Origin of the sequence: Myroides odoratus, assembly GCF_001549985.1 — a bacterium.
Classification (GTDB): Bacteria; Bacteroidota; Bacteroidia; order Flavobacteriales; family Flavobacteriaceae; genus Flavobacterium; species Flavobacterium odoratum_A.
Genome location: NZ_LROZ01000001.1, coordinates 601,207 through 627,375, shown reverse-complemented (window position 1 = coordinate 627,375; position 26,169 = coordinate 601,207). Strand labels below are relative to the sequence as shown.

Genomic DNA, 26,169 nt, shown 5'->3' with positions numbered 1-26,169 from the left:
TTAGTTTTTAGTTTTAGTATAAAATATTTGCAGTGTCATTTTTTTGTCTGAGCTAGTATTCGTTCCGTAAACTACGGTACCCAATGGGTATACTGCCGACAGGGCAGGCACGTAAGTTACGTTTTCAGGTGTGTTTGGTATTTCTGTCTTTAATTTGCTATTGATTCCTTTAGTCACGGTGCCTAATAAAACATCGTTGTAACTATAGGTTGCAGCAATTGCTAATTTTGGACTTTTTAATTCTTTACTTTTTAATAGGGTGCGAATGTATTCTGTAATTCTAAATTTGTAGAAGTTTCCTTTTACTTTTGTTTCTTCATTCGCTGTTTGATAAATTCCACCATAGACCAATTTGCTGTAATCAGCATTTGCGCTATTGTCATTCAAGAAGTCTGAAACAGGGGTTCCATTGTCGTAATTATACAAGTATAGACGTTGTGGAATCTGATCTTTTTTCATGGCTGCTTGATCAACATGAACGGTTAGAATTGCATCGTTGATTAAGTATTCTTTCTCTTTGAGTGCTTTTAATTCTTCAAAACCATTGGCACCAAACAAATCGATAACGGCAACATTTCCTTCGCTTCCTTTGATGTATAAAAACGGATCTCCGTTTGTTTTGTCTCCTTCTTGAGTATGCGTATTCCCTTCATTGGTAGTTAAACTAACATTGATATGAGAATCGAATGCAGTAGCACCATCACTTACAGCATCTTTAGTGAATGGAAGTATTATAGTTACACGTTGCGTTTTCTTGATTTTCTCTCCTTCGCTATTCGTTTCTTCAATTTCTTGGTGGTATTTGACTACCATTTTACCTTGGGTAATATTCAATAACCCTAAGGCTCCAGTTGAACTATTTCCAGTAGCTTTGAAATACAACCCACGGAAGTGGTTTTTAAATTGCGATTGATCTTTGAAAAGGTCTTTATTATCTACGAATTTTTTGAAATAATCCGTGTTCAAGTCTAACCATACTCCAGGAGCTAAACGTTCTTGTTCAGTCGGTTTATTTGTTTTTTCATCATAGATGATATTCCCTTTATCATCTCTTTTATAAATGATGATGTTTCTCTTGGTGAAAGAAAAATCAGTATTCTGTTTGGTGTCGTTTGAATCGTTTAACAGGGTTGGCTTTTTGTATTGCTCAAACTGTGCTGTTGCATCAGAATAATACGGTATGTCTTTTCCTGTTCCTGGATTCACATTATTGAGGTAATATCCATTCTCATACACTTCCAAATTGAAACTTCCTTCGCCAGTTACGTTTAATAATTTGTAGTACGTAATTTCATCTTCTACTTTGTCATATTGAGCATAGTAGGGAATGTATACATAAACAGAGTCAATAACAGCATTGCTTTTCATTAAATCAAAAGAAGTAGAGGCAGACAATACTTGTGTTACAAAACTGCTGTTTGTTCGACCAAATTCACCATTGTCAATTGAACCAAAAGGAACATTAGGTAAGTTTTTGGTACTCAAAGCACCATAAGGTTGGGTGTAAGCTGTTATATCTTGAACTTGATACGTGTCAATATTTAAGTTGTTATCTCCGATGATATCTCCACCAACTTCACTAAAATCTTTGTCACATGATTGTAAACTAGCCATGCTTGCTAGGATTACGAATGTTTTTACGATGCTTTTATAATTCATCTACTAAATCGAATATATGCGTTAGTATTATAAAAATTGGTTATAAAAAGTAGTATATGCCTCAGCAAATGCTTCTTTAGTAGCGTAAGGTAAGAAAGGTTTATTAGAAGATTCTATATATTTTGTTAAATCTAAAGGGATGTTCTCAGAAGCGAGAATCACTCCATCAGAATTCTTAACCGCATTAACCATTATGTTGTGATATGTTGCTTTTTCGAAATCAGCAATATCTTCTTTTGGCAAGTTGTCAAAGGCAACTTTGGTATGCATAGATGTGCTTAAAGCACCTTCAAATCCTTCATCAAAGATAGAAGTGACAATTTTTGTGTCTGCAAAAATCGCTTCATCTTTATAGTAATTTTTTAAGTACGTTGGCAATAGCGAAGCCATCCAACCTTGTACGTGGATGATATCCGGAACCCAGTTTAATTTTTTAATTGTCTCAATTACGCCTTTCGTAAAGAAAATAGCTCTCTCATCATTATCTGGGTAAAGAACGCCATCTTCGTCCGAAAACGTTGATTTTCTTTTAAAGTATTCATCGTTATCAATGAAGTAAACTTGAATTCGCTCTTTGGGTATAGAAGCCACTTTGATAATCAAAGGCATATCCATATCATTTACGACAAGATTCATCCCCGATAGGCGGATTACTTCATGTAATTGATGTCTTCTTTCATTGATGCTACCGTATTTCGGCATAAAAATTCTTATTTGCCCTCCCTGTTCATTAATCATTTTAGGCGCATCATAAGACATTAATGAAACTTCATTTTCTGCTAAATAAGGTACCACTTCAGATGATACGTACAATATCCTCTTATCTTTCATCTTCAAAAATAGTTTCTGTTGAAATAAATAAAACTGTGCAAATTTACGAAATTTTATGGAGTTATTTCTCGAATTAACTAATTTTGCCATTATTTAAAACGCGAAGCAGATGTTTCTTTTTCATACAAAAGTCGAATTACAAGCTTATTTGGAGACTTTTCACAAGGCGAACCAATCAATTGGTTTAGTGCCTACAATGGGGGCTATACACCGTGGACACCTTTCTTTGATGGAACAATCCCTACAAGAAAATGGTTGTACAGTAGTGAGTATTTTTGTCAATCCTACGCAGTTCAATAATGCAGAAGATTTGGCGAAATATCCCCGAACTTTAGAGCGAGATTTGGATATTATCCGCTCATTATCAGAACAAATTGTCGTTTTTTCGCCTTCAGTAGAGGAAATTTACGCGGGCGAAACGGTAGCTAAAAAGTTCGATTACGACGGATTAGAATTCGAAATGGAGGGGGCACAACGACCTGGACATTTTGATGGTGTTGGTACAATTGTCAAAAAACTTTTTGACTTGGTTGAACCAACGAAAGCCTATTTTGGAGAGAAAGATTTTCAACAACTTCAAATCATCCGAAAATTGGTTGAAAAAGAACATGTTCCTGTTACAATTGTTGGTGTTCCTATCTTTAGAGCAGCAGATGGATTGGCAATGAGCTCTAGAAATGAACGTATTTCTACAACGGGATTACAGCAATCAACCTTTTTATATCAGGTTTTGAAACAAGCACAAGAACTGTTTAAAACTGAATCGATTGAAAAAGTTAATCAATTTGTTGAGTCTCAATTTAAAAATAATTCTACCTTTGACCTCGAATACTTTACAATTGCAGATGAGGATACGTTAAAGGTAGCTACTGCTAAACTAGCAGGGCATAAGTATAGAGGTTTCCTTGTGGCTCATATTGAAGGGGTTCGATTAATTGACAATTTATCTTTTAACTAAACTATCGCGACATGCAAGTTGAAGTAGTAAAATCAAAAATTCATCGTGTAACCGTAACAGGTGCCGATTTACATTATATTGGAAGTATTACCATAGACGAAGCTTTATTGGAAGCAGCCAATATGATTGAGGGTGAAAAAGTTTCTATTGTGAATATCAACAATGGAGAACGCTTTGAAACATATGCGATTCCTGGTCCTCGAAATAGCGGGGAAATTACCTTAAACGGGCCAGCAGCTCGCAAGGTACACCAAGGGGATATCGTTATCATTATTTCTTATGGAATAATGGATTTTGAGGAAGCTAAAACATTTAGACCTTCTATTGTTTTTCCAAATGAAGAAAACAATAGTCTAACTTAATTCAGCATATTGAAGAAAACCGTTAATAAACTTATATCAATTATACTCCCACTTGCGTTGGGAGTATTTTTAGTTTATTACGCTTTTGCTAAATTTACACAAGAACAGATTGAAGAGATAGTGATGCACTTTAAAGGTGCGGATTATAGCTATATTATCATCGCTTCAATCTTTTCTATTATCAGTCTTTGGGCACGTGCCCATCGTTGGAAGTACGCTTTGAATTACATGGGGTATTCATCTTCTACTGCGACGAATTTTATGGCCATCAACATTGGTTATCTCATGAATCTTACCGTGCCTCGTTCTGGAGAAGTCTCTCGTGCATTGGTGCTGCAAAAATACCAGCAAATTCCTTTTGATAAGAGTTTTGGAAGTATTGTTTCCGAACGCGTAGTCGATCTAATTTGCTTGTTACTTTGTGTATTTACTGCGCTTGTCCTGCAGTATGACGTACTTAAAGATTTCTTACTGCAATATGTTCCCGTAGATCAATTGATGTGGTTGGGACTTTTAGCCGTTGTAGGATTTGTGCTGGTGGTGGTTGTATTTATGTATGTGACCTGGAAGCCCATCGCTTTTGTCAAACAAAAGCTCAAAGGCTTGGTTGAGGGGGTGAATAGTATTTTTAGAATGCCTACTAAAGCGGCGTTTTTATTCTTTACGCTGGTTATCTGGTTGGGCTATATTGCTACTTTTTACTTTGGTACGTTGGCCTTAGCCGAAACGAGTGTATTAACCTTTCCGATGATTATGTCGGCATTTGTAGCGGGAAGTTTTGCCGTATCCTTTACCAATGGCGGTTTTGGAGCTTTCCCTTTACTACTAGCAGAATTACTCGTATTGTACCATATTTCTACTGTTGCAGGAACCGCCTTTGGCTGGATTTTGTGGACGACACAAACGGCTATCGTCGTTGTTTTAGGTGCGTTATCTTTCTTTTTATTACCTCTATATCACACAAGAAGAAAATAAGATTACATTCTTCCTAGTTCTTCTTCGTAAGCATTGGCTCTTTGTTTAACTTTCAAGGTGCTATGTCCCAATTTATAACTTGCTGAAAAGCGAATGGCGCGATTGTCCCAATTATTTTGAAAGCGCTGCATGGCTTCCGTGGTTTCTTTATACGTAGAATTTACGCTGTTTAATACATTGCTCAATTGAAGAGATAACTCCAGTTTTTTGTTGACTAAGAGGTATTTTACATTCAGGTTGACATCTGCATAAGCTTTGGAATGAAAATTATCTGATACTCCTTTAAAACTTTGGGTATAATTAAATCCTGCAAATAAAGTCTGGGCAGTATTCAAAATAAAATCATTGGAGGTTGAAAAATAAGCCGCTGTTCCCTTTACTCGTTCTTCATTTTCTACTACTGGAACTGCAGAAGAGTAAGTCAAGGTGAATTCATTCGAACTATTCCACCACGAGGTTGGTTTAAAATAGATGCTTTCTGAAAGACCAATTTCTTTTACATCTACATAATTCATCCAAATGTAATTGTAGTTTTTAGTTTCGGCATCAATCTGAGAAACTTGTGAAATACCATCTTTCATTTGGCTGTAATACACCTTAGATTCTAATTTTTTATAGGTATAAATGAATTCTAAATTAGAGGTATAAGCTGGTTTTAAGAAGGGATTTCCCTCGTGATAGCTATAGGCATTATAGGTGGAACGCGTGGGGTTCAAACTCTCAAAATTAGGTCGGTTGATTCGTCTAGCATAATTGAATCCCAATGTTTGGTCTTCATTCAATTGATATTGGATATAAAGCGTCGGGAAAAACTTGACATAGTTATTTCTATTGGTTTGATCTAATGCGGAGGCATATCCTTTCGTTTGGGTAGCTTCTACGCGTAAACCTGCTTGAAGCGTCAAGGCATCTAACCAGGTTTTAGTCCCTGACACATAAACAGCCTGGTTGTTTTCGGTATAATCAAATTGATTGTGCTGTACACCAGTAGGTAGGATTGAATTGTAAATCAGTAATTTATTTTTTGTTTTTGAAGTAGCAAGCTTTGCTCCTACATTAAAAGTGAAATTTTGGAAGGGCAGATTGACATCTAATTTTCCGATATAATTGTCAATGGTATTTTGATTGTCATTTCCTCCTTGTAGCAAACTGTTGGGAATACTTTGATGCAAAGGATTGAGGCTTTCGGATGTGAAATTTCTGAAACTCGGCTGATCACTGCTGATATAATCTAAATCTAAGGTCAATTTTTTTCCTAAAGTATCTAGTTTAATCTCATTAAAGTAGGATATAATAAAACGATCTGATTTAGATTGTTCCTTGGAGTCTTCTGTAATATAGGAATGAATCTCTTTGAGATTTAAACGCGTGGTTTTGCCTTCCATAATTCCTTTGAAATTATAGTTGTTTTTAGCGAATTTTATTCCCATTTCCCAGCTTTTACTCCATTGGTAAGAGAGGTCAACATTGAGGTTGTAGTAGTTGTTCTTACCATCAGTTGTTGCTCTATTTTCCCAAGTTTCATCTGTATAGAATAAATCATTACTCCAAGTTCGAAGAAAGCGTACATCACCAAAATTTGCTGTTGCTTTGGCTTTCCATCTTTTTTGGTTCAAATTAAAACCCGCATTGTAGCGCATCGTATTTCGCTTGCCACGTTGATAGGTGGAACCTACCGTTGCATTCCAGGTGTCTTGGGGTGTTTTTTTGGTTACAATATTGATGATTCCACTATTTCCTTCCGCTTCATATTTGGCTGGAGGGGTAGTAATCACTTCAATGCTTTTTAAATCAGCACTACTGATGCTTTCTAGATAACGCGTAAGTTCATCTCCTGATAGATACGTCGGTCGGTCGTCAATTAATACTAAGACTTGATTTTTGCCAACAATGGAAATACCAGACGGAGAAACTTGAACGCCAGGGGTTACTTTTAATGCTTCTAATGCATTGCCACCTGTACCTACTACTGCTGATTCTAAATTGAAGACCAAGCGATCAATTTTGCGTTCGATTAGGCGTTTCTGAGCAACAATCTGTACTTCTTCTAGCAGTTGATTTCCCTCAATGCGAATCGTACCTAAGTCAGTATCGTGGGTAATGTCAAGGTCCATTTGATACACTTCTTGGTTGTACTGATGCAGCGTCAAATGGTAGGACGCCGGTGCAAGTGCTATGGTAAATCGACCTGCATCTTCCGTAAAGGTCTGAACGAGCTCTTGTGATTGTGTATTGGTGAATCGCACGGTTGTAAATTCAGTGGGTTGTTCTCCTTCATAAATCTGTCCAGTTACTTGAACAGTCTGGCTAAAAGAGAAAAAAGAAATCAAAAAAAAGAGTAGAGTGTATTTCATGTTTATTTGTTTGAGACAAATATGCGACGATGCAATCAACCTATTTTTTATTTTAGACCAACGAATTTTTTTTTCCGATGAAGATGTTGGTCGGATATTTTGTATCGTTGGTCGAAGAACAGCAAAGCGTTTTGATTTTAGACGTACCTTTAATGCGTGTTTTTAGCAAATCAATCATGACAAAGAAGCAAATTAGTCTCATTCACCTTGTTTTTTGGGTTATTTTCATTATTCGCACTTCCACGCGTTTTGATTATGATACGCTACAATTTGAATTTGCTTTTTGGAGAAATGCAAGCGAACAAGCGGTGTTTCGATTTTATCCCGTCGTTTTTACGTTGTTAAGTGCCCTCATTTTTTACTTTAATTATCTGTATGTGATCCCAAAATTCATTGGATCCAAAAAGTTTGGGCGCATTGTATTTGGGGTCGTTTTGATTTATAGCTGCTTTATTGGATTGCGTTATTTTGTGGAAGAATATCTCTTGAATCTCTTTTTTGGATTTACCAATTACAGTCCAGTTTTACCCGCTTCGTTCTATATTGTTGACAATTTATATTTTGCGAGTCTAAGTATTATTCCCTCAATTACCATTTGGTTGATTGTCCAGTTTGTCCAATCCCAAAAGGAAAAAACAGAAGCTGTACAATTGAAAATACAAGCGGAAATTAATTTTTTAAAGTCTCAAGTCAACCCGCATTTTATCTTTAATACCATGAATAATATTTATTATTTGGTGTATCAAAAATCGGATTTAGCCTTGAATGCCATTGAAAAATTAAGTCATTTGATGCGTTATGTAACCTATGAAAGCCAGCAACAAACGGTCTCTTTAGAAGCTGAAATAGCGTATATAGAAAATTATATTGAGCTAGAGTGTATGCGAATACAAGGAGAGAAGTATATTAAAATCAAAAAAGAAATTCAACAGCCTCAATTGCAAATCCCGCCCCTTTTGTTATTACCTTTTGTTGAAAATGCTTTCAAACATGGTGAGGTAACAGATTCCAATCATCCTTTTTTAATTACCATTATCCAAAACAAGCATACCTTGGTTTTTGAATCGAGTAATAAAATTAATCGGTATCAAAAGGATAAACAGCAAGGGATTGGAATAGAGAATATAAAAAAGCGATTGGCGTTGCATTTTCCTGAGCAGTATACCTTGACGATTCAACAAACGGAAACGTCTTATTTTTGTAACCTAACGATTGAATTATGAATCAAATCCGCTGTTTTATTTTAGATGATGAACCTCTGGCGATTTCGCTTTTAACGGAATACACCAAAATGATTCCCCAATTGCTGTTGGTTGGATCAAGTACTTCCGCCTTGGATGCATTGAAACTATTGGAAGAAGAAACGATTGATTTGTTGTTCATCGACATTCAAATGCCTGAATTGACAGGGTTGCAGATCATGGATATTGTAGGGAATCGAACCAAGTATATTGTAACGTCTGCTTATAGTGAATATGCGCTAAAAGGATATGAATATCAAGTGTTGGATTATTTGCTGAAACCCATTTCGTTTGAGCGTTTTTACAAGAGTGTTCAAAAGGCAAAAGCGCATTTTCAACCAGTTATTCAATCAAGTACTCCAACTAGCTTAACGCCAACAATAAAAGGAGATGCCGATTTTTTATTTGTCAAAACGGATGGGAAATTAGTCAAAATATTTTTGAAAGATTTACTTTTTGTCGAAGGATTAAAAGACTATTTGTGCTTAAATTTAAGACAGGAAAAAATCATCATTCTCGATACGTTTCTCGAATTAGAAAAGAAATTGCCTTCGGATGATTTTATGCGGGTTCATAAATCGTATATTGTGCGTTTGGATCAGATTGATACCATTGAGCGCAATCGGATTTTTATCAACGATAAAGTTATTCCGATTGGCAAAACCTATGTAGAATATTTTCAACAATGGGTGAAAGAACATTATTGAGAAGAGTAAACGAAAGACAATGCATACCCTACTAAATTTTAACATTCAATCCAAAGGAGCGTTGTCTCAAGCGTTCCTTCATAGAGGCATTAATACTTTTCAAGCGGCAACCGTCTATATTTGTGATTTGCCTTATGGACGAAATTCCAATAAAGACGATCTACTTTCGTTTTTTGCTGATGGTAAGGGAACTTGTAGTACCAAACATGCGGTTTTAAAGCAAATGGCTGCGGAACAGGGCTATACAGATTTGAAATTAATCCTTGGTATATTCAAAATGAATGGACAAAATACTCCATTGGTGGGCAATACCTTGGCACATTATCAACTCGATTATATTCCTGAAGCACATACTTATTTAAAATACAAGAATCAGCGTTTTGACTTTACTCGAACGGGAGCTTCCCCAGCAGATTTTCAATCGGATTTATTGGTGGAATACGAGATTCAAGTCAATGAAATTGGAGCCTATAAAGTGCAAGTTCACCAGGCATTTATGGCGCAATGGCTTGAAGAAAATGGAGCTATTCCTTATTCTTCAGCTGAAATCTGGGCGATACGAGAACAATGTATCCAAGATTTATCCGTTTAATTGCTTGCATGAATCGGTCTACCTTTTCTTTTATCCTGCTGTATTTATAGCTAAAAAGAGGGAATTCAAATCTAAACTTTTAATTGTAAATTTGAGTTTTAGAATTTAAAAGTAGAAGGTCGTATGGCAAAAGTAAAAACCGCTTTTTTCTGTCAAAGTTGTGGTGCTCAATCTCCCAAATGGATGGGGCAATGTCCTACTTGTAAGGAATGGAATACGCTGGTAGAGGAGGTGATTCAAAAAGAAGAGAAAACCGCATGGAAGGCAGTTAGTTCCAATGCATCTACTTCAAAGCGTATAGCAAAACCGTTAAAAGTAAAGGAAATTGACAGCGCAGAGGAAATCCGCATGAATACCTTGGATGGGGAGTTGAATCGAGTGTTAGGTGGAGGATTAGTCCCTGGATCTATGGTTTTACTCGGAGGAGAACCTGGAATTGGGAAAAGTACATTGCTTTTGCAAATCTCTTTGCGTTTACCTTTTAAAGTACTTTATGTTTCTGGAGAAGAAAGTCAGAAGCAAATCAAAATGCGTGCAGAACGCATCAATCCCAATAACGAAAACTGTTATATCTTAACAGAAACCAATACCCAAAATATCTTTCGTCAGATTGAAGAAATTCAACCGGATGTGTTGATTATTGACTCTATTCAGACTTTGCATACGGATTATATTGAATCCTCAGCCGGGACGGTTTCTCAAATTAAAGAATGTACCGCAGAGCTGACGAAGTTTGCCAAAGAAACAGGTACCCCTGTGTTGATTATTGGGCATATAACCAAAGATGGAAGTATTGCCGGTCCGAAAATGTTAGAGCATATGGTAGACACGGTGCTACAGTTCGAAGGGGATCGCAATCACGTGTATCGTATTTTACGCGCCAATAAAAACCGCTTTGGCTCTACGGCTGAATTGGGCATTTACGAAATGCAAGGCAGCGGATTGCGAGAAGTGTCTAATCCATCGGAAATTTTAATTTCCCACAAAGATGAAGAATTATCGGGAACAGCTATTGCTGCAACGTTAGAGGGAATGCGTCCCTTGATGGTGGAGGTGCAATCGTTGGTGAGTACAGCGGTTTATGGAACGCCACAACGCAGTGCAACGGGATATAATCTCAAGCGATTGAATATGTTGTTGGCGGTGTTGGAAAAACGTGCAGGTTTCCGCTTAGGACAAAAAGACGTTTTCTTAAATATTACAGGAGGAATTTCAGTCGATGATCCTGCAATTGATTTAGGTGTAGTGGCTGCAATTTTATCTTCGGATCAAGATATCTCCATTCAAAAAGGGGTGACTTTTGCTGGAGAAGTGGGGCTTTCAGGAGAAATTCGTCCGATTAATCGCGTGGATCAACGCATTCAAGAAGCTGAAAAATTAGGCTTTTCTGAAATATTGGTTTCCAAATACAATAAGATTTCCTACACCGGAACGGGAATAAAAGTTATTTTAGTAACGAAGATCGAGGATGTGGTAGAACATCTCTTTGGATAAAAATTGAAAAAAAAGTAGCATGAGAAAAGGAATTGTTTTAGCTATGGCATTAAGTGCTGTAGCAGTGTGGGCGCAAAAACCCGTCTATACTAAGGCGAATTTAGAAAGCGCACGGGTGTATTATGATGGTGCTGAATTAACGCAAAATGCACAAGTGACTTTGCCAAAGGGATTGTCTGAAGTAGTCATTACCAATGTTTCGGATCAATTGATGGAAAATACGATTAAAGTAGGTTCTATTAATGAGGTAACCGTGATGTCCGTACAGTTCTCCAATGCCTATATTGAAGAATATGACAATGTGAATAATTCCCCTTTAATGAAACCGTTGCGCGATAGTATTGCAGCAGCAGAACTAAAATTGGAGAAAATAACTAATGCAATAAATGCTGATACTCAAACTATTAATTTATTGGATCGTACAAGTGCAAGTGAAACATTTACAAGTTTTGGGTTTACTGATGTGACTAAATGGGTAGAATACTACGGAAAGAAACGTCAAGAATTGCAAAATGCTGTATTCTTAAAGAAAAAGGAAAAAGCAGTGATTGAAGCCAAATGGAATGATTTGAAGGGACAATTAACGCTTGGTGGGGATAAATCAGAACGTATCAGTCGCGGAAAACTAATTGTACAAGTAATGAATGGGAGAGAAGGGAATGTTCCTTTCCGAATTAACTATGCCACCAATCAAGCACAATGGGTTCCTTCGTACGATTTGCGTATTGATAAAATAAACGCACCAATTAAGATGATGTATAAAGCCCAAGTAGTGCAAACTTCGGGTATTGATTGGCGTAATGTAAGATTGAGTTTGACTTCAGGTAAATTAAACCAAAATTATACCATTCCGACTTGGAATACTTGGTTTGTTCAATATGAAAACGATAGGGGAGAAATACGTATCATGGAGAGAATGACTCAAGGTGATGCAGGGGTGAATCCTAGTTATGAAACAGCTTCTATGAGTCGCAAAGATGTAAGAAAAAACCAAGGTTATGTTGCTACTTTAAATGAGGTGTCTTATGAAGATAGACAAACGCTTGCAGAGTATACAACAGTAAATCAGAGTGAACTGAATGTAACTTTTGACATTGCAATCCCGTATTCGATTTTGAGCAATGGCAAACGCCACAGTGTGGATTTGAATACGTTTGATATTAGTGGAGACTATAAGTACTATGCTGCACCAAAATTAGATGCGAATGCGTATTTAGTTGCGGAAATAAAGGATTATGGGAAACACAATTTATTATCAGGACAAGCCAATGTGATTTATGATGGAATGAATATCGGACAAACGTATTTATCTACTGAAAATACGGAAGAGAAATTGCGTCTGAATATTGGAAAAAGATCCTAATATTTCGGTTAGTCGTACGTTGATTTCAGATAAATCAGGAACGAAAACACTATCATCGAAAAAGGAGCAAACGTTTACGTATGAGATTACAATCAAAAACAATAAAAAAGAAGCCGTTGCTATTCAAGTAGAAGACCAATATCCAATTAGTACGGATAATTCAATTGAGATTACATTAAACGAATCGCCAAAAGGAAAAGTGGACGAGGAGAAAGGTTTAGTAACATGGGACGTTCAATTGCAACCCAACGAAGTTAAAAAAGTACGCATGAGCTACTTGATTAAATACAGTAAGGATAAAAACCTAGAAAATATCAGTTATTAATATAGAAGTAAAAAGCCACGCTTAGCGTGGCTTTTCTTATTTTTTAAGCATTCGTTTTAGGGCGTTTTTCTCTTGACTAAATACAACTACACCGAAAAGGAGAATCGCAGCAAAACCTACGAAATAGTTTTCTCTAAAGTGGTAGAAGTAGATATATGATAAGAGCATGGATAATCCCATATACAGACCAATGGCTTTTTTATCATAGGGAATAGGGTAGTATTTTTGGCCTAATACATAGGAGACAATCATCATCGATCCATACGCCAATAAGGTAGCGATAGCAGATCCCATATAACCCCATAATGGAATTAAGGCGTAATTGAACAGTAAGGTTAATACCGCTCCAAAAATGGAGATATAAGCCCCCATACTTGTTTTATCGCGCAACTTATACCAAACGGATAGGTTGGTGTAAATCCCCATACATAGGTTGGCTAAAATAATGAGAGGAACAACAATCATGGCGTCCCAATAACTTTCATTGCGAATAAACAACACTTTTAATACATCCGAAAAGACTACTACACCTAGCATAATAGCACTTCCCATTAAGATGAAGTACTTGGTTACGGTAGCGTATTTAGTTGGTGCATCGTCATTTTTGGCGTAGTTAAAAAAGAAAGGTTCGATTCCTAAGGTATAAGCTTGTCTAAACAAGACCATAAAAAGACCTAATTTGTAACAAGCAGCATATTTTCCAACCTCAGCAGAAGCGATATCCGCAGGTAACAAACGCTGTAATAAGATTTTGTCAAAGCTTTCATTGATAGCAAAAGCCAATCCAGCAACCATTACAGGGAAACTATAACGCAACATTTGTTGTAATAATTCCTTGTTTATATTGAAATTCAACTGCCAATAATTCTTCGTAAATACGAAGAATGTAGCTGCACTAGCCACTAAGTTGGCAATAAAAATATATTCTACTTGAAAGTTTTCAATATAGAGGGATGCAAAAATGGACGAAGGCGCTTGTGCTGCCCATTGAGGCAAGAAATATAAAAATAACACATTCAGCACAGAATAAATACAGACATTTCCAATTCGAATAGCGCTGTAATACATCGGGCGTTGATCGGCTCTTAACTTAGCAAAAGGCACAATCACCAAAGCATCCAAAATCAGAATCCACAGAACATAGTGTAAGATATTGGTTGGTATATGGAGAAGTGTAGACCAAAAATCAAGGAAAGAGAACCCTACTACTGCAAAAAGGAGGGTAGTTGCGCCCAAAAAGAGCATGCTATTGTTGATGACTTCTTGTTTATTGTCTCGAGTATTATAAAATCGAAAGAAAGCGGTTTCCATACCAAAAGAGAGTATGACATTCAGCAACATCATGATGGAGAAAATCACGCTATACTCTCCATAGGCGTCATTTTTCATCAAATCCGTGTGAAACGGAACTAAAAAGAAACCAATTACTTTAGGGAAAACAGCTGCTAAACCATAGATAGCGGTCTGTTGAAAGATTTTTTTATAAATACTCACAGTGTCGAGCGTTAAGGGTCAATGCTTTATTTTTCTGCTGCTATAGGATCCAAGTTTACCTTTAAAAAAGGAAGGACACGGTCTTTCGGGAAATCAATTTTTGTTGGGCCATTGTAATGTGCATCATCATCCACCGCATTGTAAATAAATCCTACCGTATCTTCATAAAAGAAAATACTTTCTGGGTATTTCAATTGGTTGTTTGTTGTCCAAATATCCATTTTGTCTTTCAGTTGGAGTGCCATGAGTTTTTGCAACTCATCCCAATTGCCAATTAAGTCTTCCACGCGATATAAATCTCCCGTTTTTGGGTTGAAATTTAGAGCCATTTCACTTTTAAATCCATAAGCTCCGCCTGCAAAAGTGTAGTATTCTAAAGCAATAGAAAGTAAATCTGCATTGTAAAAGGTAATGTCTCCTTCCACTTCCGCTTTCCAAGCAAGCGTTTCATCGGGATATTTAGCAACAAAAGCTTTGTAGTTTTTGATGTAATTCTGTGTAAGTTCCTCTAGAGAGGTGCTAGTTGCAGTGGCGTCATCTACTGCTACAATATTGTCAATTTCAGCGATAAGATGTCGGTTGATTTTTGCTGCAATTTCGTGATCTTCATTGGTCATCACCGGAAGACTCAGCTTAATTGTCGTGCATTCATCAGCGATGCAATTGTCTGAGGATTGAACAAATTCTTTTTGCTCAAATTGGAGTGCCTCTGAAGATTTGTCTTTGCTAGTACAACTCACCATAAAAGCAAGTAGTATGGATAAATAGATAACTTTTTTCATAGACTTTCTTTTCTTACAAAACTAAGAATTAATGTGCTGAAAGTTAAGAGAATTTGTAAAATGCTTGTTTTTTTATTTCCCTATCCAGTTCGTACACGTATTGTGATGTACTTTTTTATTGCATCAAAAATGGATTGATTTTCTCACTGTTATAAGAGTGTGATCTTTCTTTTTTGTTTGTTACAACAAGCTAATCTTAATGTTGTGATCATTTTTAATTTCGCGCATTACAAAAGAGCTATGTGTACTTCCAATACTGTCCACCATAGCCAACTTGTTGAAAACAAAGTCCTGATAATGACGCATATCATTTGCATACACTTTTAATAAAAAGTCATATTCCCCTGAAATATTATAACATTCTACTACTTCTTCAATATTGAGAATATCGTCAATAAACTTATTGTTGATGATGCGTTCATGCTGTTTTAGCTTGATATTGCAAAAAACGACAAAACCGCGATTTAACTTTTCCGCATCAATTAAGGCGATGTACTTTTTAATGAAACCTTCTTGTTCCAATCGTTTTACACGCTCAAAAACAGGGGTAGAGGATAGATTTACCTGTTGAGCTAATTCCTTGGTTGTTACATTGGAATTTTCTGATAATAAGTTGAGTAGCTTTAAATCTATGTCGTCTAAGTTATGCATGCTTTTTTGTGTTTAAGAGTGTTATGCAAAGGTAGGAGAAAACGAATAGGATTAGTAAAAAGTGCCATAGGATTTATAAGGAAGGATGAAAAAGATCGCAGATCAGTAGAAGGATTCGTATCTTTGAGTACCGACAGGACAAATTATGCTATACGAAAATCTATTTGCACATATTGAACAAAAAGTTCGATTAACCCCAACAGAAAAAGAACAGATATCGTCTTTTTTTCGTGTAAAAAAATTGAGAAAACGCCAATTTTTATTACAAGAAGAGGAGGTGTGTATGAACTTTGCTTTTGTCAGTCAAGGGCTTTTAAAATCGTATGTATTGGATGAAAAAGGCAATGAAAATATCAATCTCTTTGGATGGGAAGGGTGGTGGATTGCAGATTTTCAGAGCTTTTTGTTTCAAACACCTGCTACGTTGGCTATTGAAGCTATAGAAGATTGCGAATTATTGTTGTTGTCTCGCATTAATTATGATCAAATGCTGGAGGAAGTTCCTGTAATGGAACGCTATTTTCGCTTGGTATATGAGAGGAGTTTGGCTACGAAGGACCGACGACTCATTTATGCTCAAAGCTATTCTGCTGAAGAAAAATACTTCTATTTAATACACACTTATCCCGAATTGATACAGCGAATTCCGCAGAGTTTACTGGCCTCTTTCTTGGGACTTACCCCAGAAACATTTAGTAGAATAAAGCATAAAAAAAGAGATTTATCTTGATTTAGATCAAGGGTTGTTCTTATTGTAGATCAAAGGACAGTTCTGAAAGTCGAGCTAGCTTTGTTCTATAAATATGGAACAGATGAAAAACAGTGCATTAGTAGTAGGAGTAAGCGGAATTGCGGGAAGTAATTTGGCTGAAGAATTAGTTGCTCAAGGTTGGGTAACCTATGGATTGGCACGCAATCCAAATGTGGGGATTGCGGGAGTGATTCCTGTGGTAGCAGATCTTTTAGACCCCATACAATTGCAAGAAGCATTAGCAGATCTTGCACCAACCCATGTGTTTTTTACCGCTTGGGTACGCGGGGCTTCAGAAGAAGAAAATATTCAATGGAATAGTGCGTTAGTGCGCCATGTTTTAAAGGCATTATCTCCTAAAAAATCCGTACAACACGTCGCTTTGGTTACAGGATTGAAACATTATTTAGGTCCATTCGATGCTTATGCAAAAAGTGGAATTCTTCCTTTGACACCGGTGAAGGAAGAACATCCTCGTTTAGATTTACCGAATTTTTACTATGCTCAAGAAGATGAGGTCTATGCTGCTGCTATTCGCGATGGTTTTACGTGGAGTATTCACAGACCTCATACGATAGTTGGAAGGGCGAAAGGAACTAATTTGATGAATATTGGGACAACTTTAGCTGTATATGCGAGTTTGTGTAAAGCAGAAGGGAAACCGATGGTTTGGCCTGGTTCTGAAGCCCAGTGGAAGGGATTGTCTGATGTAACCGATGCGAAGATTTTAGCCAAGCAACTCGTTTGGGCAAGTGAAACGCCTCAAGCGGCTAATCAGGCATTTAATGTGGTTAATGGAGATGTATTTCGATGGAATCAATTGTGGTTTGAACTTGCATCTTGGTTTGGAATTGAGGCAATAGGTTATGTGGATCAACCACAACCTCTTGAAGAACAAGTACAAGGTAAGGAAGCGTTATGGGAAAATGTTGCAACAGTTCATCAATTAAAAATTCCAGCTTTGCATGAGCTTATTTCACCTTGGCATACAGATTTAGATTTAGGTCGTCCTCTGGAAGTGGTAACGGATATGTCTAAAAGTAGAACATTGGGCTTTACTGCCTATCAATCTACACGAGATTCTTTTTATGCTTTGTTTCAAAAGTTGCGCGATGAACAAATCATTCCTTAAATTAAAAACGGAGAGCTCTAGCTCTCCTTTTTTAGGTATGTGATAGTAGGGGAATCAGGGTTTGTTGTTCCGTAAAGTAAGGAACAAGGGAGGGAGTAACAAAGAGGGTTAGGTCTTCTTCTTTATAGGGGATAAAGTCATATCCACTAGCTGTGGGGGTAAAACCCAATGTAATACGCGTTGTCTGAGCTGTTGCTAAGGCATTAATTGCTTCTTCTATGCGGTTTTGCTGTATATAATAGGCTTGGAGTATCAACAACGTATCCTCCTCTTGTTGGGCAAGGACAATCGTTTCTAATTGAGGGAGAAAGAAAATGGAATCCGCAAAGCCAAATTCAGGATTGGCATAACAATAGAAATGGGCTAATCCAAAACTTTGGGTGTCAAAACGACAAGCGGTGTGCCCGTTTTTTAGGTAATGCTGAAATAAGGCTAAATCCTCTTGATAGTTGAGGTTAAGTTGTTTTACCTCATAGTCATTCGCTTGTTGTTGAAATGATTTTGTGGCCTGAAATTCAGGAACCGCAATAAAACCAAATTTAGGATAAAACTCCAAGACGGTATCATTGGCAAATAAGAAATAACCATCCAATGTATTGCGATAGGTTTCCATAATATGCTGCATTAAGAAACGCGATAATCCTTGTTTGGTATGTGTAGGCTGGGTCATAACAGTTCCTAATTGACCAAGACAAAGCAATTGATTTTGTATTTTCGTTTGAAATATACTTAAAGTCGTATGGGCGACGATAGTTTCTCCATCAAATAAAGAAAAAATAATGCAAGTATCGTCCCAATATCCCGATTGATAATAGGATTCAAACGTGAATTCCCAAAAATCAAAGGTCATGGCATTGAATGCTTTTCGCAGTGTATCATTGTCTTGATAAGCGATGTGCAAGGTGTATGTTTTGTCGTTTACTGTAATCTGTTTGGTCTGCATAAATACAAATATAAAGGGCAAAGTACTCTATTTCAATTTGAATAGGTGTCGATGATTCACCTGAATTAATGTGCAAAAGGTTATATTTGTAAGTGAAATGTAATCGAAAAATGCAGAATATTCAAGTATTAACCACTCCGGAACTTTTTAATCTTTGGAATCCTACTGCAATACAGCAAGAAGGACAAATTATTCTTTCGTATTGTATCGCAGGAACGGCAAATGTAACCATTAACACCCAGGCGTATCGTGTTGTTCAAGGGACTTTGATTACTTTATTTCCCCAAAGTTTGGTTTTTACTCAGCAATATAGCAGTGATTTTCAGTGTATTCATTTAGTGTTTAGTTTTCAGACAATAGATGAGATGATTTTACCGACGAACTACAATTTCTTAAGTGTATTAGTTCAGCAGCCTCTCCTTGTTTTAGAGCAGTCAGACCAAGTTATTTTTGAACAATATCTCACCCTTTTTCAGCAGCAGCTGTCTCTGGTATCTATTTTTCAAGCAGATGCTTTACGCTATCTTTTGTATTCGTTCATTGCCCACATCAATCGGGTATATCAACAAGAAGAACAAGTGATGCAACCGAGTTCACGAAAGGATAGTATTGTGTTTCAATTTTATAACTTGCTCCATCAGCATTATCTTGTGGAGAAGTCAGTGCGCTTTTATGCGGATCAATTAAAGCTGACACCGAAATATTTGACGACACTAATACGACAACGCACAGGGAAATCTATTTCGAAGGTTATTACGGAATTAGTTGTCATCAAGGCTAAAACATATCTAACAGCAACGGAACTACCGATTTATCAAATTGCAGAGCAGTTGCATTTTGCCGATTCAACTACCTTTTGTCGTTATTTTAAAACCTATGTGGGACAGAGTCCCATGCAATATCGTTTAACTCATACCTAAAACAGAAAATGAACGCATGAAGACAGGACGTATTCAATCTTTTCCACCTTTACTCAGTGCTACGCCTAAAGTTTTAATTTTAGGTACAATGCCTAGTGTTAAATCTTTAGAACAACAGGAATATTATGGCAATAGACAGAATGTGTTTTGGAAGCTGTTATTTGCTGTTTTTGAAGAACCATTATCAACGGTATACCAGAGTAAAGTGAATTTAATTCAAAACCATCATCTTGCACTTTGGGATGTTTTACAATCGTGTGAAAGAGAAGGGAGCTTAGATAGTGCAATCAAAGCGGAACATCCTAATAATATTCCCCAATTACTCCAAGATTATCCCAGTATTCAGCTGATTGTTTTTTCTAGCCAAAACGCAGCAAAATACTTTAAAAAATACATTGGAATAGAAGTTGGGATACCAATGGTAACCTTACCGTCTCCTAGTGGAGCAAATGCAAGAATGACTTTTGATGAAAAATTAAAAGCTTGGAGCAGTTTAAAGGGGTGGTGTGAATAACAAAAAACCGATTAGTTACTAATCGGTTTCAAATGTTATTGATTTTATTTTTTTGCTTTTGCTTCGACTTCTCTAACGGTATACGTATAAGTTATGTCGAAGGCTACTAGTTGATCTGCTTTGGGTCCATCATAGTAGATGGCTTTCGTAGGTAAATTAGCCTCATTATAAGTAAATTCGACCTCATTAACTTTTTTGCCTTCTGTTAATGAAGTTATATTGTTGGGAAATTTATAGCTGTAAGGGAATGTGTGATTAAAATTGAGTAGTAAACTAGTCAAGTCATATGGAAGATTATAGAATGGGGATAATTTATCGTCATAAGTTAAATGAACGGATTGATTATTATTCCCTTGACGGTTAACCTTAAATTGATTCACTTGTTTTTTTTCATTGTAGGTATAATCTATATGTATATTATCTCCTGGTGAATCAGCTTCTTGTGAATGATTGCTAACCATTAGTTTGTTTTCATTATGACTAAACGTTGCTGTAACGGCCTTACCTTGTTGTACAAAATTAAAGGTTGTTGATTGTAATAAGTCATCCGCATACGTATAGGTGTATTCTTCTACAAGTATAGGAAGCTTTTTAATCATAAAGGTTTGTAACCTTCCTTTTTCGTCTAAAGTGTGTTGCATTTCGAAGGACTGTTCTCTAACTACCTTCTTATTAATATAGCCTGTATCTTCATATAAGATTTTTTTCAATTTAAAATCAGCATCGTATTTTAATTGATAAGTCACATGAAGTAAATGCTTTTCCTCTGTAGTCTCATCTTCATCATAATAGTTTTGTTCTATAGAACTAAGCTGGTATACCTTTTCCATCTTTATTGAGGCACTATCATCCGAATTACAGCTGAATAGGAATAAGCCAAGACTGGCAAATAATGTTGTCTTTACTAGTTTTTTCATTTAGTTTTATTATATGTTTTTAAATTTTGATTAAAAATAGAATATAATATTTATATGTTAAATTAATTTGATAATTATTAACTTAAAATAATATATGTTTTTTAACTAAATGTGAAAGCACTGGTTGAGTATTAGTTGTAACGTATTGTGAGTTAATGTTTTACTTCGTTTCTGCTTCAATACAAAAAGAAAAATAATTGCTGCATTTTTTTTCTGTGAGCTTTTCTAGAATACAGCTATATTTAGGTAAAAATTCTATGCGTTTACTAAGTATACTTATGGGGTTGATTTCGTTTACGTTATCGGCACAACCTCAAGCTATTTTGGACCAAACCTCTTATCAATTTTGGGTCAATGAACCTAGTGCAGTACAAGAGAAAAACCCATTGGTGATCTTTTTACACGGGCGAAGTTTATCTGGAACTAATATTGAGCGTGTTAAGCGTTATGGCCCGCTAAGAGGCATTGAAAAAGGATTAAAATTACCTGCTTATTTGGTCGCTCCTCAATTGCCTTCAGGCCCTTGGAATCCTGATAAAGTAGATGAGATTGTACAATACATGATTGAACATTATGCCATTGATGAAAGTCGAATTTACATTACAGGTATGAGTTTGGGTGCCTATGGCACATTGAAATATGCAAGTAAATACGCGAATCGCCTTGCCGCTGCTATTGCCATTTGTGGAGGAGGAGAAACACAAGATGCCTGTAACTTAACAGGTTTACCAATTAAATTAATCCACGGGGATAAAGATTTTATTGTACCACTAAAGGAATCGAAAAAAATAATGACGGCGATCCAAAAATGCAGTGCAAAAGCTCCTGTTGAATTACAAATAGTCAAAGGAGGGAATCACGGTAGTGTAGAGGATTTATATCGTCATTTAGATTTATACAACTGGTTGTTTCAGTATACAAAAAAAGAATAACGTTATCGCGTTATTCTTTTTTTGTTTTTGGGGTAATGTAATACGAAATAGTTAAGACAGTCAGCCCCCAAAGTTTTAGTTGTTGATTGGCTGTTAATCCATCAGAATGGGTTTGTACGATAAGTTTATCCTTAAAGGAAGGAATAAATCTTGCCCAATACTTTTCTTTGCTATCTTGTAGTAGAAAATAGAAGCCTGCATCCCCCCATTTATTACCATTAGAATGTAAGATAAATTCTCCTTGTGCTCCCACTTGCGGTTTTAGCAATACGGTAGCATTGCCATTGGGTAATGGAAAAACAGCTTTTATAGCTTGTTGACCTGAGGGTAATTGGCAGGTTCCATAAACCCCAGAAAATATAATTATACCTGTTGATGGAAAGGTTCTCAACCAAAACGTATAACGAACTTCTTTTGTATCAGGTGTGATTAATTGAATAATCTCACTGGTTATTCGGGTTTTACGTAATTGGTTGTTTATGGGGATATGTAATTGGTTGAGTCGATTGCTAAACAAGATGTTCACAAGGTGACCGAACCCTTTAAAAAAGGGATTCCAGCGCAAAGTAAGCGTTAGGTTGTAGGCTGATGTTTGTTCATAAAAATCAATAATAGCTGGAGCTATTTTTGATTCTTCTTCTTGAGATAATCCTAATATTTTAAAGGAAGGTAGTAAGCCTGCATTTGTGCAATTGCGTTTGAGGAGTAATTGTTCTTGTTGCGCTAATTGATGAATAAAATCTTCTCCAGTATCACCCACTTGCCCAAAGGGACCTATTAACCAAGGAGATACTGTCGGATCAAATTTGTTTCCACAAGTGATTACCCATTGTTGGGTAAGCCAATCTTGCATATTTTGTTTAGCTGATACTCGTTGCATTTTTATTCTTTTGGTTTGCTCGAACAATATAGTCTTGTTGACCTTTCCAGGTACCATACTCCGCAATGGGCTTAAAGCGCAATGTACTAAATTCGATATGAAAATCCTTTCGATTTCTTTCCTTCATCGCCTCTTTGTGTCTTTGAGGTTCAGTAACTTGACTATGCCCTTGGACCATGTCGGTCATACTTTTTACAGAAGGCCAAATTGAAAAGGTAGAAATAGTCGTAGGAAATTTAAACGATGCTAAGGCTAATGTTGGCGCAGGATGATCGCGGACTAGTTTTTCGGTTGGACGACCCCAACGAATAAATCGAGGAATTTGAAAATATTGCATCCGCGCTAAGGTGACAGCAATGACAGCTTCACTTTCGTTGTCTAGTGTGACACCTTCACTGGGGATTTTATACTTAGAAAGTGTTCCCCATTGTCTGACAAATAATAAACGCGTATGCCAACCTTGAGCTAGTTTTTTTCCTAAGGTATTCGTCTTAAGATAGCGTTCTAAAGCTTCTTCATTTTCCCATTGAGCAAAGACAACAAGTTGACGGATTAGAAATCGTGCGGGTGAAACGACAGGTGATCCCAATATCATGGTATGCATGGTATCGGCATGAACTAAGCCTGGAATATTTTTTGCTTTTGGTGGAAAGAATAGGAGGTGTAAACTAGTAATGAAAGATACGTGTACTAAATGATAAGAAAAAACTGTCATATAAGTGCCTCTATTTTTATTTCCACATTTTAAGTTGACAAATCCAATAGAGTCCTCCAAGAGGAATACCAACAGTCCAAGCAGATTCTATAATACCATTGCCACTAAAACCAACGCCTAAAAGAAATTGAAAACTTAAGAAGTTAATAGTTAGACCTCCAATAGCAGCATAGCTGAATGAAGGAACATTCAATAGAATTACAGCTAAGTATTTGATCCATTTTTTCTCTAATTTACTTCGTTTAATTTCTCGTATAACGTAGAGGTTAAATAACAGTACCATTATCGGAATAATAGCAGACAACCAAAACAAAAAAATGTTAGGCTTGTCTACTTTAATATCTAAAGCACGAATATCTAGGATTTTATTTGTTTCGTCATCAAATAAAAGCTGAAGGACACCTAATTCATTGCCATTATTAAACTCTATAAAGGCTCTAGTTGTGTTGGAAGGCGTATTTTCACTAGCATTAGTTGATTTTGTTTTTTGCCATTTGACGAAGTTGTATTCATAAGGTTTTTCGCCAAAACTATGATGTAAGAGTTTTTTGAAGTGATCAAATTCCACACGTAAGGTATCTACATTTAAACGTTGTCCTTCCGCATTTTCCAATTGCATAAGTGAGAGACACGTATCAAAATCATCTTGTTTTAAGGCTTCGACAAAGGCTGAGGTTGTAGTTTCATAGTTGGATGAATCTACTAGAAGATTGCAGCTTGTGAAGAATGAAAGTACGAAAAAAATGAAACTTAGTTTGATATATTTCATTAGCTATTTTAGGTTGTTTAGATTTCAAAAGTACCGAATAAGAATACCGTAACCAACATAAAATGAAATATAATGATGTTAGAGATAAATTATAATTTTGGTACTATCGATATTTTCTTGCTGAATATCAAATAGAAGTGATTTGGGTTGATATTTTGGACTATCAAGACCTATGATACAGGTATCATCAAAATGAGAAAGTTGTAATACGCGAAATAGCTGTTGATAAATGGTTATTGTGAGATGAATTAAATCTAATATTGCGATTTGTTGTTTTCTTTCAAAAGTCCATACGGGAAGAGCTAATCGTGTACTTGTTTCATTCCAGATTACAGGACCACCCACCCAATCATGGATTTTTAATTTCTGATTATTTAAGACTAGATAGCAATTTCCTCCGAGTGGTGCACCCATGGCGATTTCGTGCAAATCCCCGTATTCAATTCTATATTGTTGATCCGGTGAAATGAGATTGATATCTGTATTGGAAAAATTCCAAGGATTAGGATAGGTGTTAATCATACTGTTTTTTTATCTACAAAACAGGGTCTTTAGCATTAGTTAGACTCTGTATTAATTCCAAAAGTGCTCGTATAATTTCGGGCAAAGTTTTTGCATACTTGCAGGTTCTTCATCGCTCCAATCAAATTCAAAAGAAGGATAGTTGCCTTCATTGGTATCAAAGTTATCTTCATCAATATAATCATATAGTTCTTTTCCTGTTTGATTTTCAAAGGCTTCTAATGCCACATACCAAAAACTCTCAAAGTCGAATAAATCATCTTCTGCTTTATCTTTTTGACTAATCAGCGTATCGGGATTGGCTTTGGCTTGTTCATAGACTTCTTTTCCTCTAGAAATTACCCAATTCCTAAAGTACTCAAAGCCATCATCCGAACAACCACCATTCATCAAATATCCCGCACACCACATGGCAGAATCATACGTGTCATATAAAAGTTTATCTGTTCTCAAACGAAAACCAATAATCTCTTTTGGTGTTAATTTCTCTAAAGCTTGAATCAAATAGGCTTCTTGCTCGTCTTGGGAATTGCTGTGTTGTAAAGAAGTTTCAACAATAGTCCAGAATTGAGTTTCATCGAGCATTTCTGCTGTTTTTTCTAAGGTATTCATGGGGCTTATTTTTTTGTACGTTATAAAAAAGGACGTTCTATTTGTTTGATTTGAGTTGAGCTAGATTTTTTTTCTGCAATTGATTCACATTAAAGTAAATCCCAGGTAAGGTATAATATTCTGGATCAAGGGTTAAGAAGTCACATGTCCCATCAGAACTTTGATCAATATACTGTAAGTCAAAAAGTTGAAGCATGTGATATTCATGCTCAGTGGCGATAACGTGTAATCCTGTTTTACAAGTTAATCCATCACCAGAAGCCATAATTGCTTTTGCAAATCCTTCAAAGTGTTTAGTTAGTAATTCCGATTTTTCTTCTTCTCCGTTGAGGTGATAAATATAGGCGAGAAACATCATAGCAGTAAAATCAAAAGGAAATTCATCCAAGGCTTCTCGCAATAGAATTTGTAGACGAGGAATATCCTTCATGTCTGGTTCTTTTTGATAATAGGTATCAAGTTCTTCTTCTTTTGAGAATACTGCATAGGGATTGTAGGCCGTTTGAAAGACATAGCCATAATACAAATGCTCATATTGACTTGCCGTGAGGACAGCCGCTCCTGTTTTCAGTTGTTGCATCAGTTTAGGATAGTAATAGTCAGATTGCGTATTTTGTATATCCTTTTCAATGGATGAATAAGCAGGAGCTTTAAAATCCGTAATTTGACCAAAGCCTACAATAGATAGGAGTAAGAAACAAGTGGTAATTGTCTTTTGTAGCATGTTTTTTGTTTAAAGATAAAACAATGTGTACCGAAACAATAGAAAAAAAG

General features: G+C 36.2%; 28 protein-coding genes. 14 read left to right on the top strand and 14 right to left on the bottom strand.

Going from position 1 to position 26,169, the window contains the following annotated elements:
- A complete protein-coding gene (locus AWV75_RS02955) occupies positions 1-1,614 on the bottom strand; it encodes a DUF4270 domain-containing protein (RefSeq protein WP_231737955.1) in 1,614 nt (537 codons plus the stop codon).
- Between the two features lie 72 nt (positions 1,615-1,686).
- Entirely contained in the window at positions 1,687-2,490 is an 804-nt protein-coding gene (locus tag AWV75_RS02950; protein ID WP_060873001.1) for a glycogen/starch synthase, read from the bottom strand.
- Positions 2,491-2,599: 109 nt separating this feature from the next.
- Here AWV75_RS02950 and panC point away from each other — a divergent pair, with 109 nt between their 5' ends.
- Genes panC through AWV75_RS02935 form a run of 3 tightly spaced genes read left to right on the top strand, consistent with a single transcriptional unit; the run spans position 2,600 to position 4,785 of the window.
- Positions 2,600-3,448 (top strand): pantoate--beta-alanine ligase, encoded by an 849-nt coding sequence (panC, locus tag AWV75_RS02945; RefSeq protein ID WP_060872935.1) that lies wholly within the window; start codon positions 2,600-2,602, stop codon positions 3,446-3,448.
- 11 nt (positions 3,449-3,459) lie between these two features.
- Positions 3,460-3,810 (top strand): aspartate 1-decarboxylase, encoded by a 351-nt coding sequence (panD, locus tag AWV75_RS02940; protein ID WP_002989232.1) that lies wholly within the window; start codon positions 3,460-3,462, stop codon positions 3,808-3,810.
- Positions 3,811-3,819: 9 nt separating this feature from the next.
- Entirely contained in the window at positions 3,820-4,785 is a 966-nt protein-coding gene (locus AWV75_RS02935) for a lysylphosphatidylglycerol synthase transmembrane domain-containing protein (RefSeq protein ID WP_060872934.1), read from the top strand.
- Positions 4,786-4,787: 2 nt separating this feature from the next.
- Here AWV75_RS02935 and AWV75_RS02930 read toward each other — a convergent pair whose 3' ends face one another.
- Entirely contained in the window at positions 4,788-7,139 is a 2,352-nt protein-coding gene (locus AWV75_RS02930) for an outer membrane beta-barrel family protein (protein ID WP_060872933.1), read from the bottom strand.
- A gap of 176 nt (positions 7,140-7,315) precedes the next feature.
- Here AWV75_RS02930 and AWV75_RS02925 point away from each other — a divergent pair, with 176 nt between their 5' ends.
- The 6 genes from AWV75_RS02925 (at position 7,316) to AWV75_RS19080 (ending at position 12,861) form a co-directional block, all read left to right on the top strand.
- The gene (locus AWV75_RS02925; RefSeq protein ID WP_060873000.1) at positions 7,316-8,362 is read left to right on the top strand and encodes a sensor histidine kinase; all 1,047 of its coding nucleotides are present in this window, start codon (positions 7,316-7,318) and stop codon (positions 8,360-8,362) included.
- Positions 8,359-9,087 (top strand): LytR/AlgR family response regulator transcription factor, encoded by a 729-nt coding sequence (locus AWV75_RS02920; protein WP_060872932.1) that lies wholly within the window; start codon positions 8,359-8,361, stop codon positions 9,085-9,087. Before AWV75_RS02925 ends, AWV75_RS02920 begins: the two co-directional genes overlap by 4 nt.
- A gap of 19 nt (positions 9,088-9,106) precedes the next feature.
- Positions 9,107-9,679: a hypothetical protein gene (locus AWV75_RS02915; RefSeq protein ID WP_060872931.1), complete on the top strand. Its 573-nt coding sequence runs from the start codon at positions 9,107-9,109 to the stop codon at positions 9,677-9,679.
- A 123-nt stretch (positions 9,680-9,802) separates the two neighbouring features.
- The gene (gene radA / locus AWV75_RS02910) at positions 9,803-11,173 is read left to right on the top strand and encodes a DNA repair protein RadA (protein WP_060872930.1); all 1,371 of its coding nucleotides are present in this window, start codon (positions 9,803-9,805) and stop codon (positions 11,171-11,173) included.
- Positions 11,174-11,192: 19 nt separating this feature from the next.
- A complete protein-coding gene (locus AWV75_RS02905) occupies positions 11,193-12,536 on the top strand; it encodes a DUF4139 domain-containing protein (protein WP_231737953.1) in 1,344 nt (447 codons plus the stop codon).
- Entirely contained in the window at positions 12,520-12,861 is a 342-nt protein-coding gene (locus tag AWV75_RS19080; RefSeq protein WP_231737951.1) for a DUF4139 domain-containing protein, read from the top strand. The genes AWV75_RS02905 and AWV75_RS19080 overlap by 17 nt, the downstream gene beginning before the upstream one ends.
- 36 nt (positions 12,862-12,897) lie before the next feature.
- Here AWV75_RS19080 and AWV75_RS02900 read toward each other — a convergent pair whose 3' ends face one another.
- From AWV75_RS02900 to AWV75_RS02890, 3 genes are all read right to left on the bottom strand, one after another.
- Positions 12,898-14,355, bottom strand: coding sequence for an oligosaccharide flippase family protein (locus tag AWV75_RS02900; protein WP_060872929.1), 1,458 nt, complete (start codon positions 14,353-14,355; stop codon positions 12,898-12,900).
- Positions 14,356-14,381: 26 nt separating this feature from the next.
- Positions 14,382-15,137 (bottom strand): PdaC/SigV domain-containing protein, encoded by a 756-nt coding sequence (locus AWV75_RS02895; protein ID WP_060872928.1) that lies wholly within the window; start codon positions 15,135-15,137, stop codon positions 14,382-14,384.
- A gap of 180 nt (positions 15,138-15,317) precedes the next feature.
- Entirely contained in the window at positions 15,318-15,788 is a 471-nt protein-coding gene (locus AWV75_RS02890; RefSeq protein ID WP_060872927.1) for an Lrp/AsnC family transcriptional regulator, read from the bottom strand.
- A 145-nt stretch (positions 15,789-15,933) separates the two neighbouring features.
- Between AWV75_RS02890 and AWV75_RS02885 the strand changes: the two genes are divergently transcribed.
- Positions 15,934-16,518, top strand: coding sequence for a Crp/Fnr family transcriptional regulator (locus AWV75_RS02885; RefSeq protein WP_060872926.1), 585 nt, complete (start codon positions 15,934-15,936; stop codon positions 16,516-16,518).
- Positions 16,519-16,600: 82 nt separating this feature from the next.
- Complete coding sequence (locus tag AWV75_RS02880; protein WP_060872999.1) at positions 16,601-17,671, top strand: SDR family oxidoreductase; 1,071 nt, start codon at positions 16,601-16,603, stop codon at positions 17,669-17,671.
- 31 nt (positions 17,672-17,702) lie between these two features.
- On the opposite strand, the gene AWV75_RS02875 is transcribed toward AWV75_RS02880, so the two are convergent.
- Entirely contained in the window at positions 17,703-18,614 is a 912-nt protein-coding gene (locus AWV75_RS02875) for a GNAT family N-acetyltransferase (RefSeq protein WP_060872925.1), read from the bottom strand.
- 110 nt (positions 18,615-18,724) lie between these two features.
- On the opposite strand from AWV75_RS02875, the gene AWV75_RS02870 reads away from it, so the two are divergent.
- Positions 18,725-19,534, top strand: a complete 810-nt coding sequence (locus AWV75_RS02870) for a helix-turn-helix domain-containing protein (protein WP_060872924.1) — start codon at positions 18,725-18,727, stop codon at positions 19,532-19,534.
- Positions 19,535-19,550: 16 nt separating this feature from the next.
- On the top strand, positions 19,551-20,048 hold the full coding sequence (locus tag AWV75_RS02865; RefSeq protein ID WP_060872923.1) for a DNA-deoxyinosine glycosylase: 498 nt from the start codon (positions 19,551-19,553) through the stop codon (positions 20,046-20,048).
- 44 nt (positions 20,049-20,092) lie between these two features.
- Here the strand turns inward: AWV75_RS02865 and AWV75_RS02860 are convergent, their stop codons facing one another.
- On the bottom strand, positions 20,093-20,965 hold the full coding sequence (locus tag AWV75_RS02860; protein WP_060872922.1) for a hypothetical protein: 873 nt from the start codon (positions 20,963-20,965) through the stop codon (positions 20,093-20,095).
- 278 nt (positions 20,966-21,243) lie between these two features.
- Here AWV75_RS02860 and AWV75_RS02855 point away from each other — a divergent pair, with 278 nt between their 5' ends.
- Positions 21,244-21,897, top strand: a complete 654-nt coding sequence (locus AWV75_RS02855; protein ID WP_082711017.1) for a prolyl oligopeptidase family serine peptidase — start codon at positions 21,244-21,246, stop codon at positions 21,895-21,897.
- Positions 21,898-21,907: 10 nt separating this feature from the next.
- Here the strand turns inward: AWV75_RS02855 and AWV75_RS02850 are convergent, their stop codons facing one another.
- The 6 genes from AWV75_RS02850 to AWV75_RS02825 all read right to left on the bottom strand — a co-directional run bounded on the left by AWV75_RS02850 (position 21,908) and on the right by AWV75_RS02825 (position 26,119).
- Positions 21,908-22,777, bottom strand: coding sequence for a hypothetical protein (locus tag AWV75_RS02850; protein WP_060872920.1), 870 nt, complete (start codon positions 22,775-22,777; stop codon positions 21,908-21,910).
- Positions 22,758-23,492, bottom strand: a complete 735-nt coding sequence (locus AWV75_RS02845; RefSeq protein WP_060872919.1) for a hypothetical protein — start codon at positions 23,490-23,492, stop codon at positions 22,758-22,760. The genes AWV75_RS02850 and AWV75_RS02845 overlap by 20 nt, the downstream gene beginning before the upstream one ends.
- Before the next feature lie 16 nt (positions 23,493-23,508).
- Complete coding sequence (locus AWV75_RS02840) at positions 23,509-24,261, bottom strand: hypothetical protein (protein WP_060872918.1); 753 nt, start codon at positions 24,259-24,261, stop codon at positions 23,509-23,511.
- A 78-nt stretch (positions 24,262-24,339) separates the two neighbouring features.
- Positions 24,340-24,783, bottom strand: a complete 444-nt coding sequence (locus AWV75_RS02835; protein ID WP_060872917.1) for a hypothetical protein — start codon at positions 24,781-24,783, stop codon at positions 24,340-24,342.
- A gap of 51 nt (positions 24,784-24,834) precedes the next feature.
- Positions 24,835-25,395, bottom strand: coding sequence for a DUF4240 domain-containing protein (locus AWV75_RS02830; protein WP_060872916.1), 561 nt, complete (start codon positions 25,393-25,395; stop codon positions 24,835-24,837).
- A gap of 37 nt (positions 25,396-25,432) precedes the next feature.
- The gene (locus AWV75_RS02825; protein WP_060872915.1) at positions 25,433-26,119 is read right to left on the bottom strand and encodes a DUF4919 domain-containing protein; all 687 of its coding nucleotides are present in this window, start codon (positions 26,117-26,119) and stop codon (positions 25,433-25,435) included.
- Positions 26,120-26,169 lie beyond the last annotated feature (50 nt).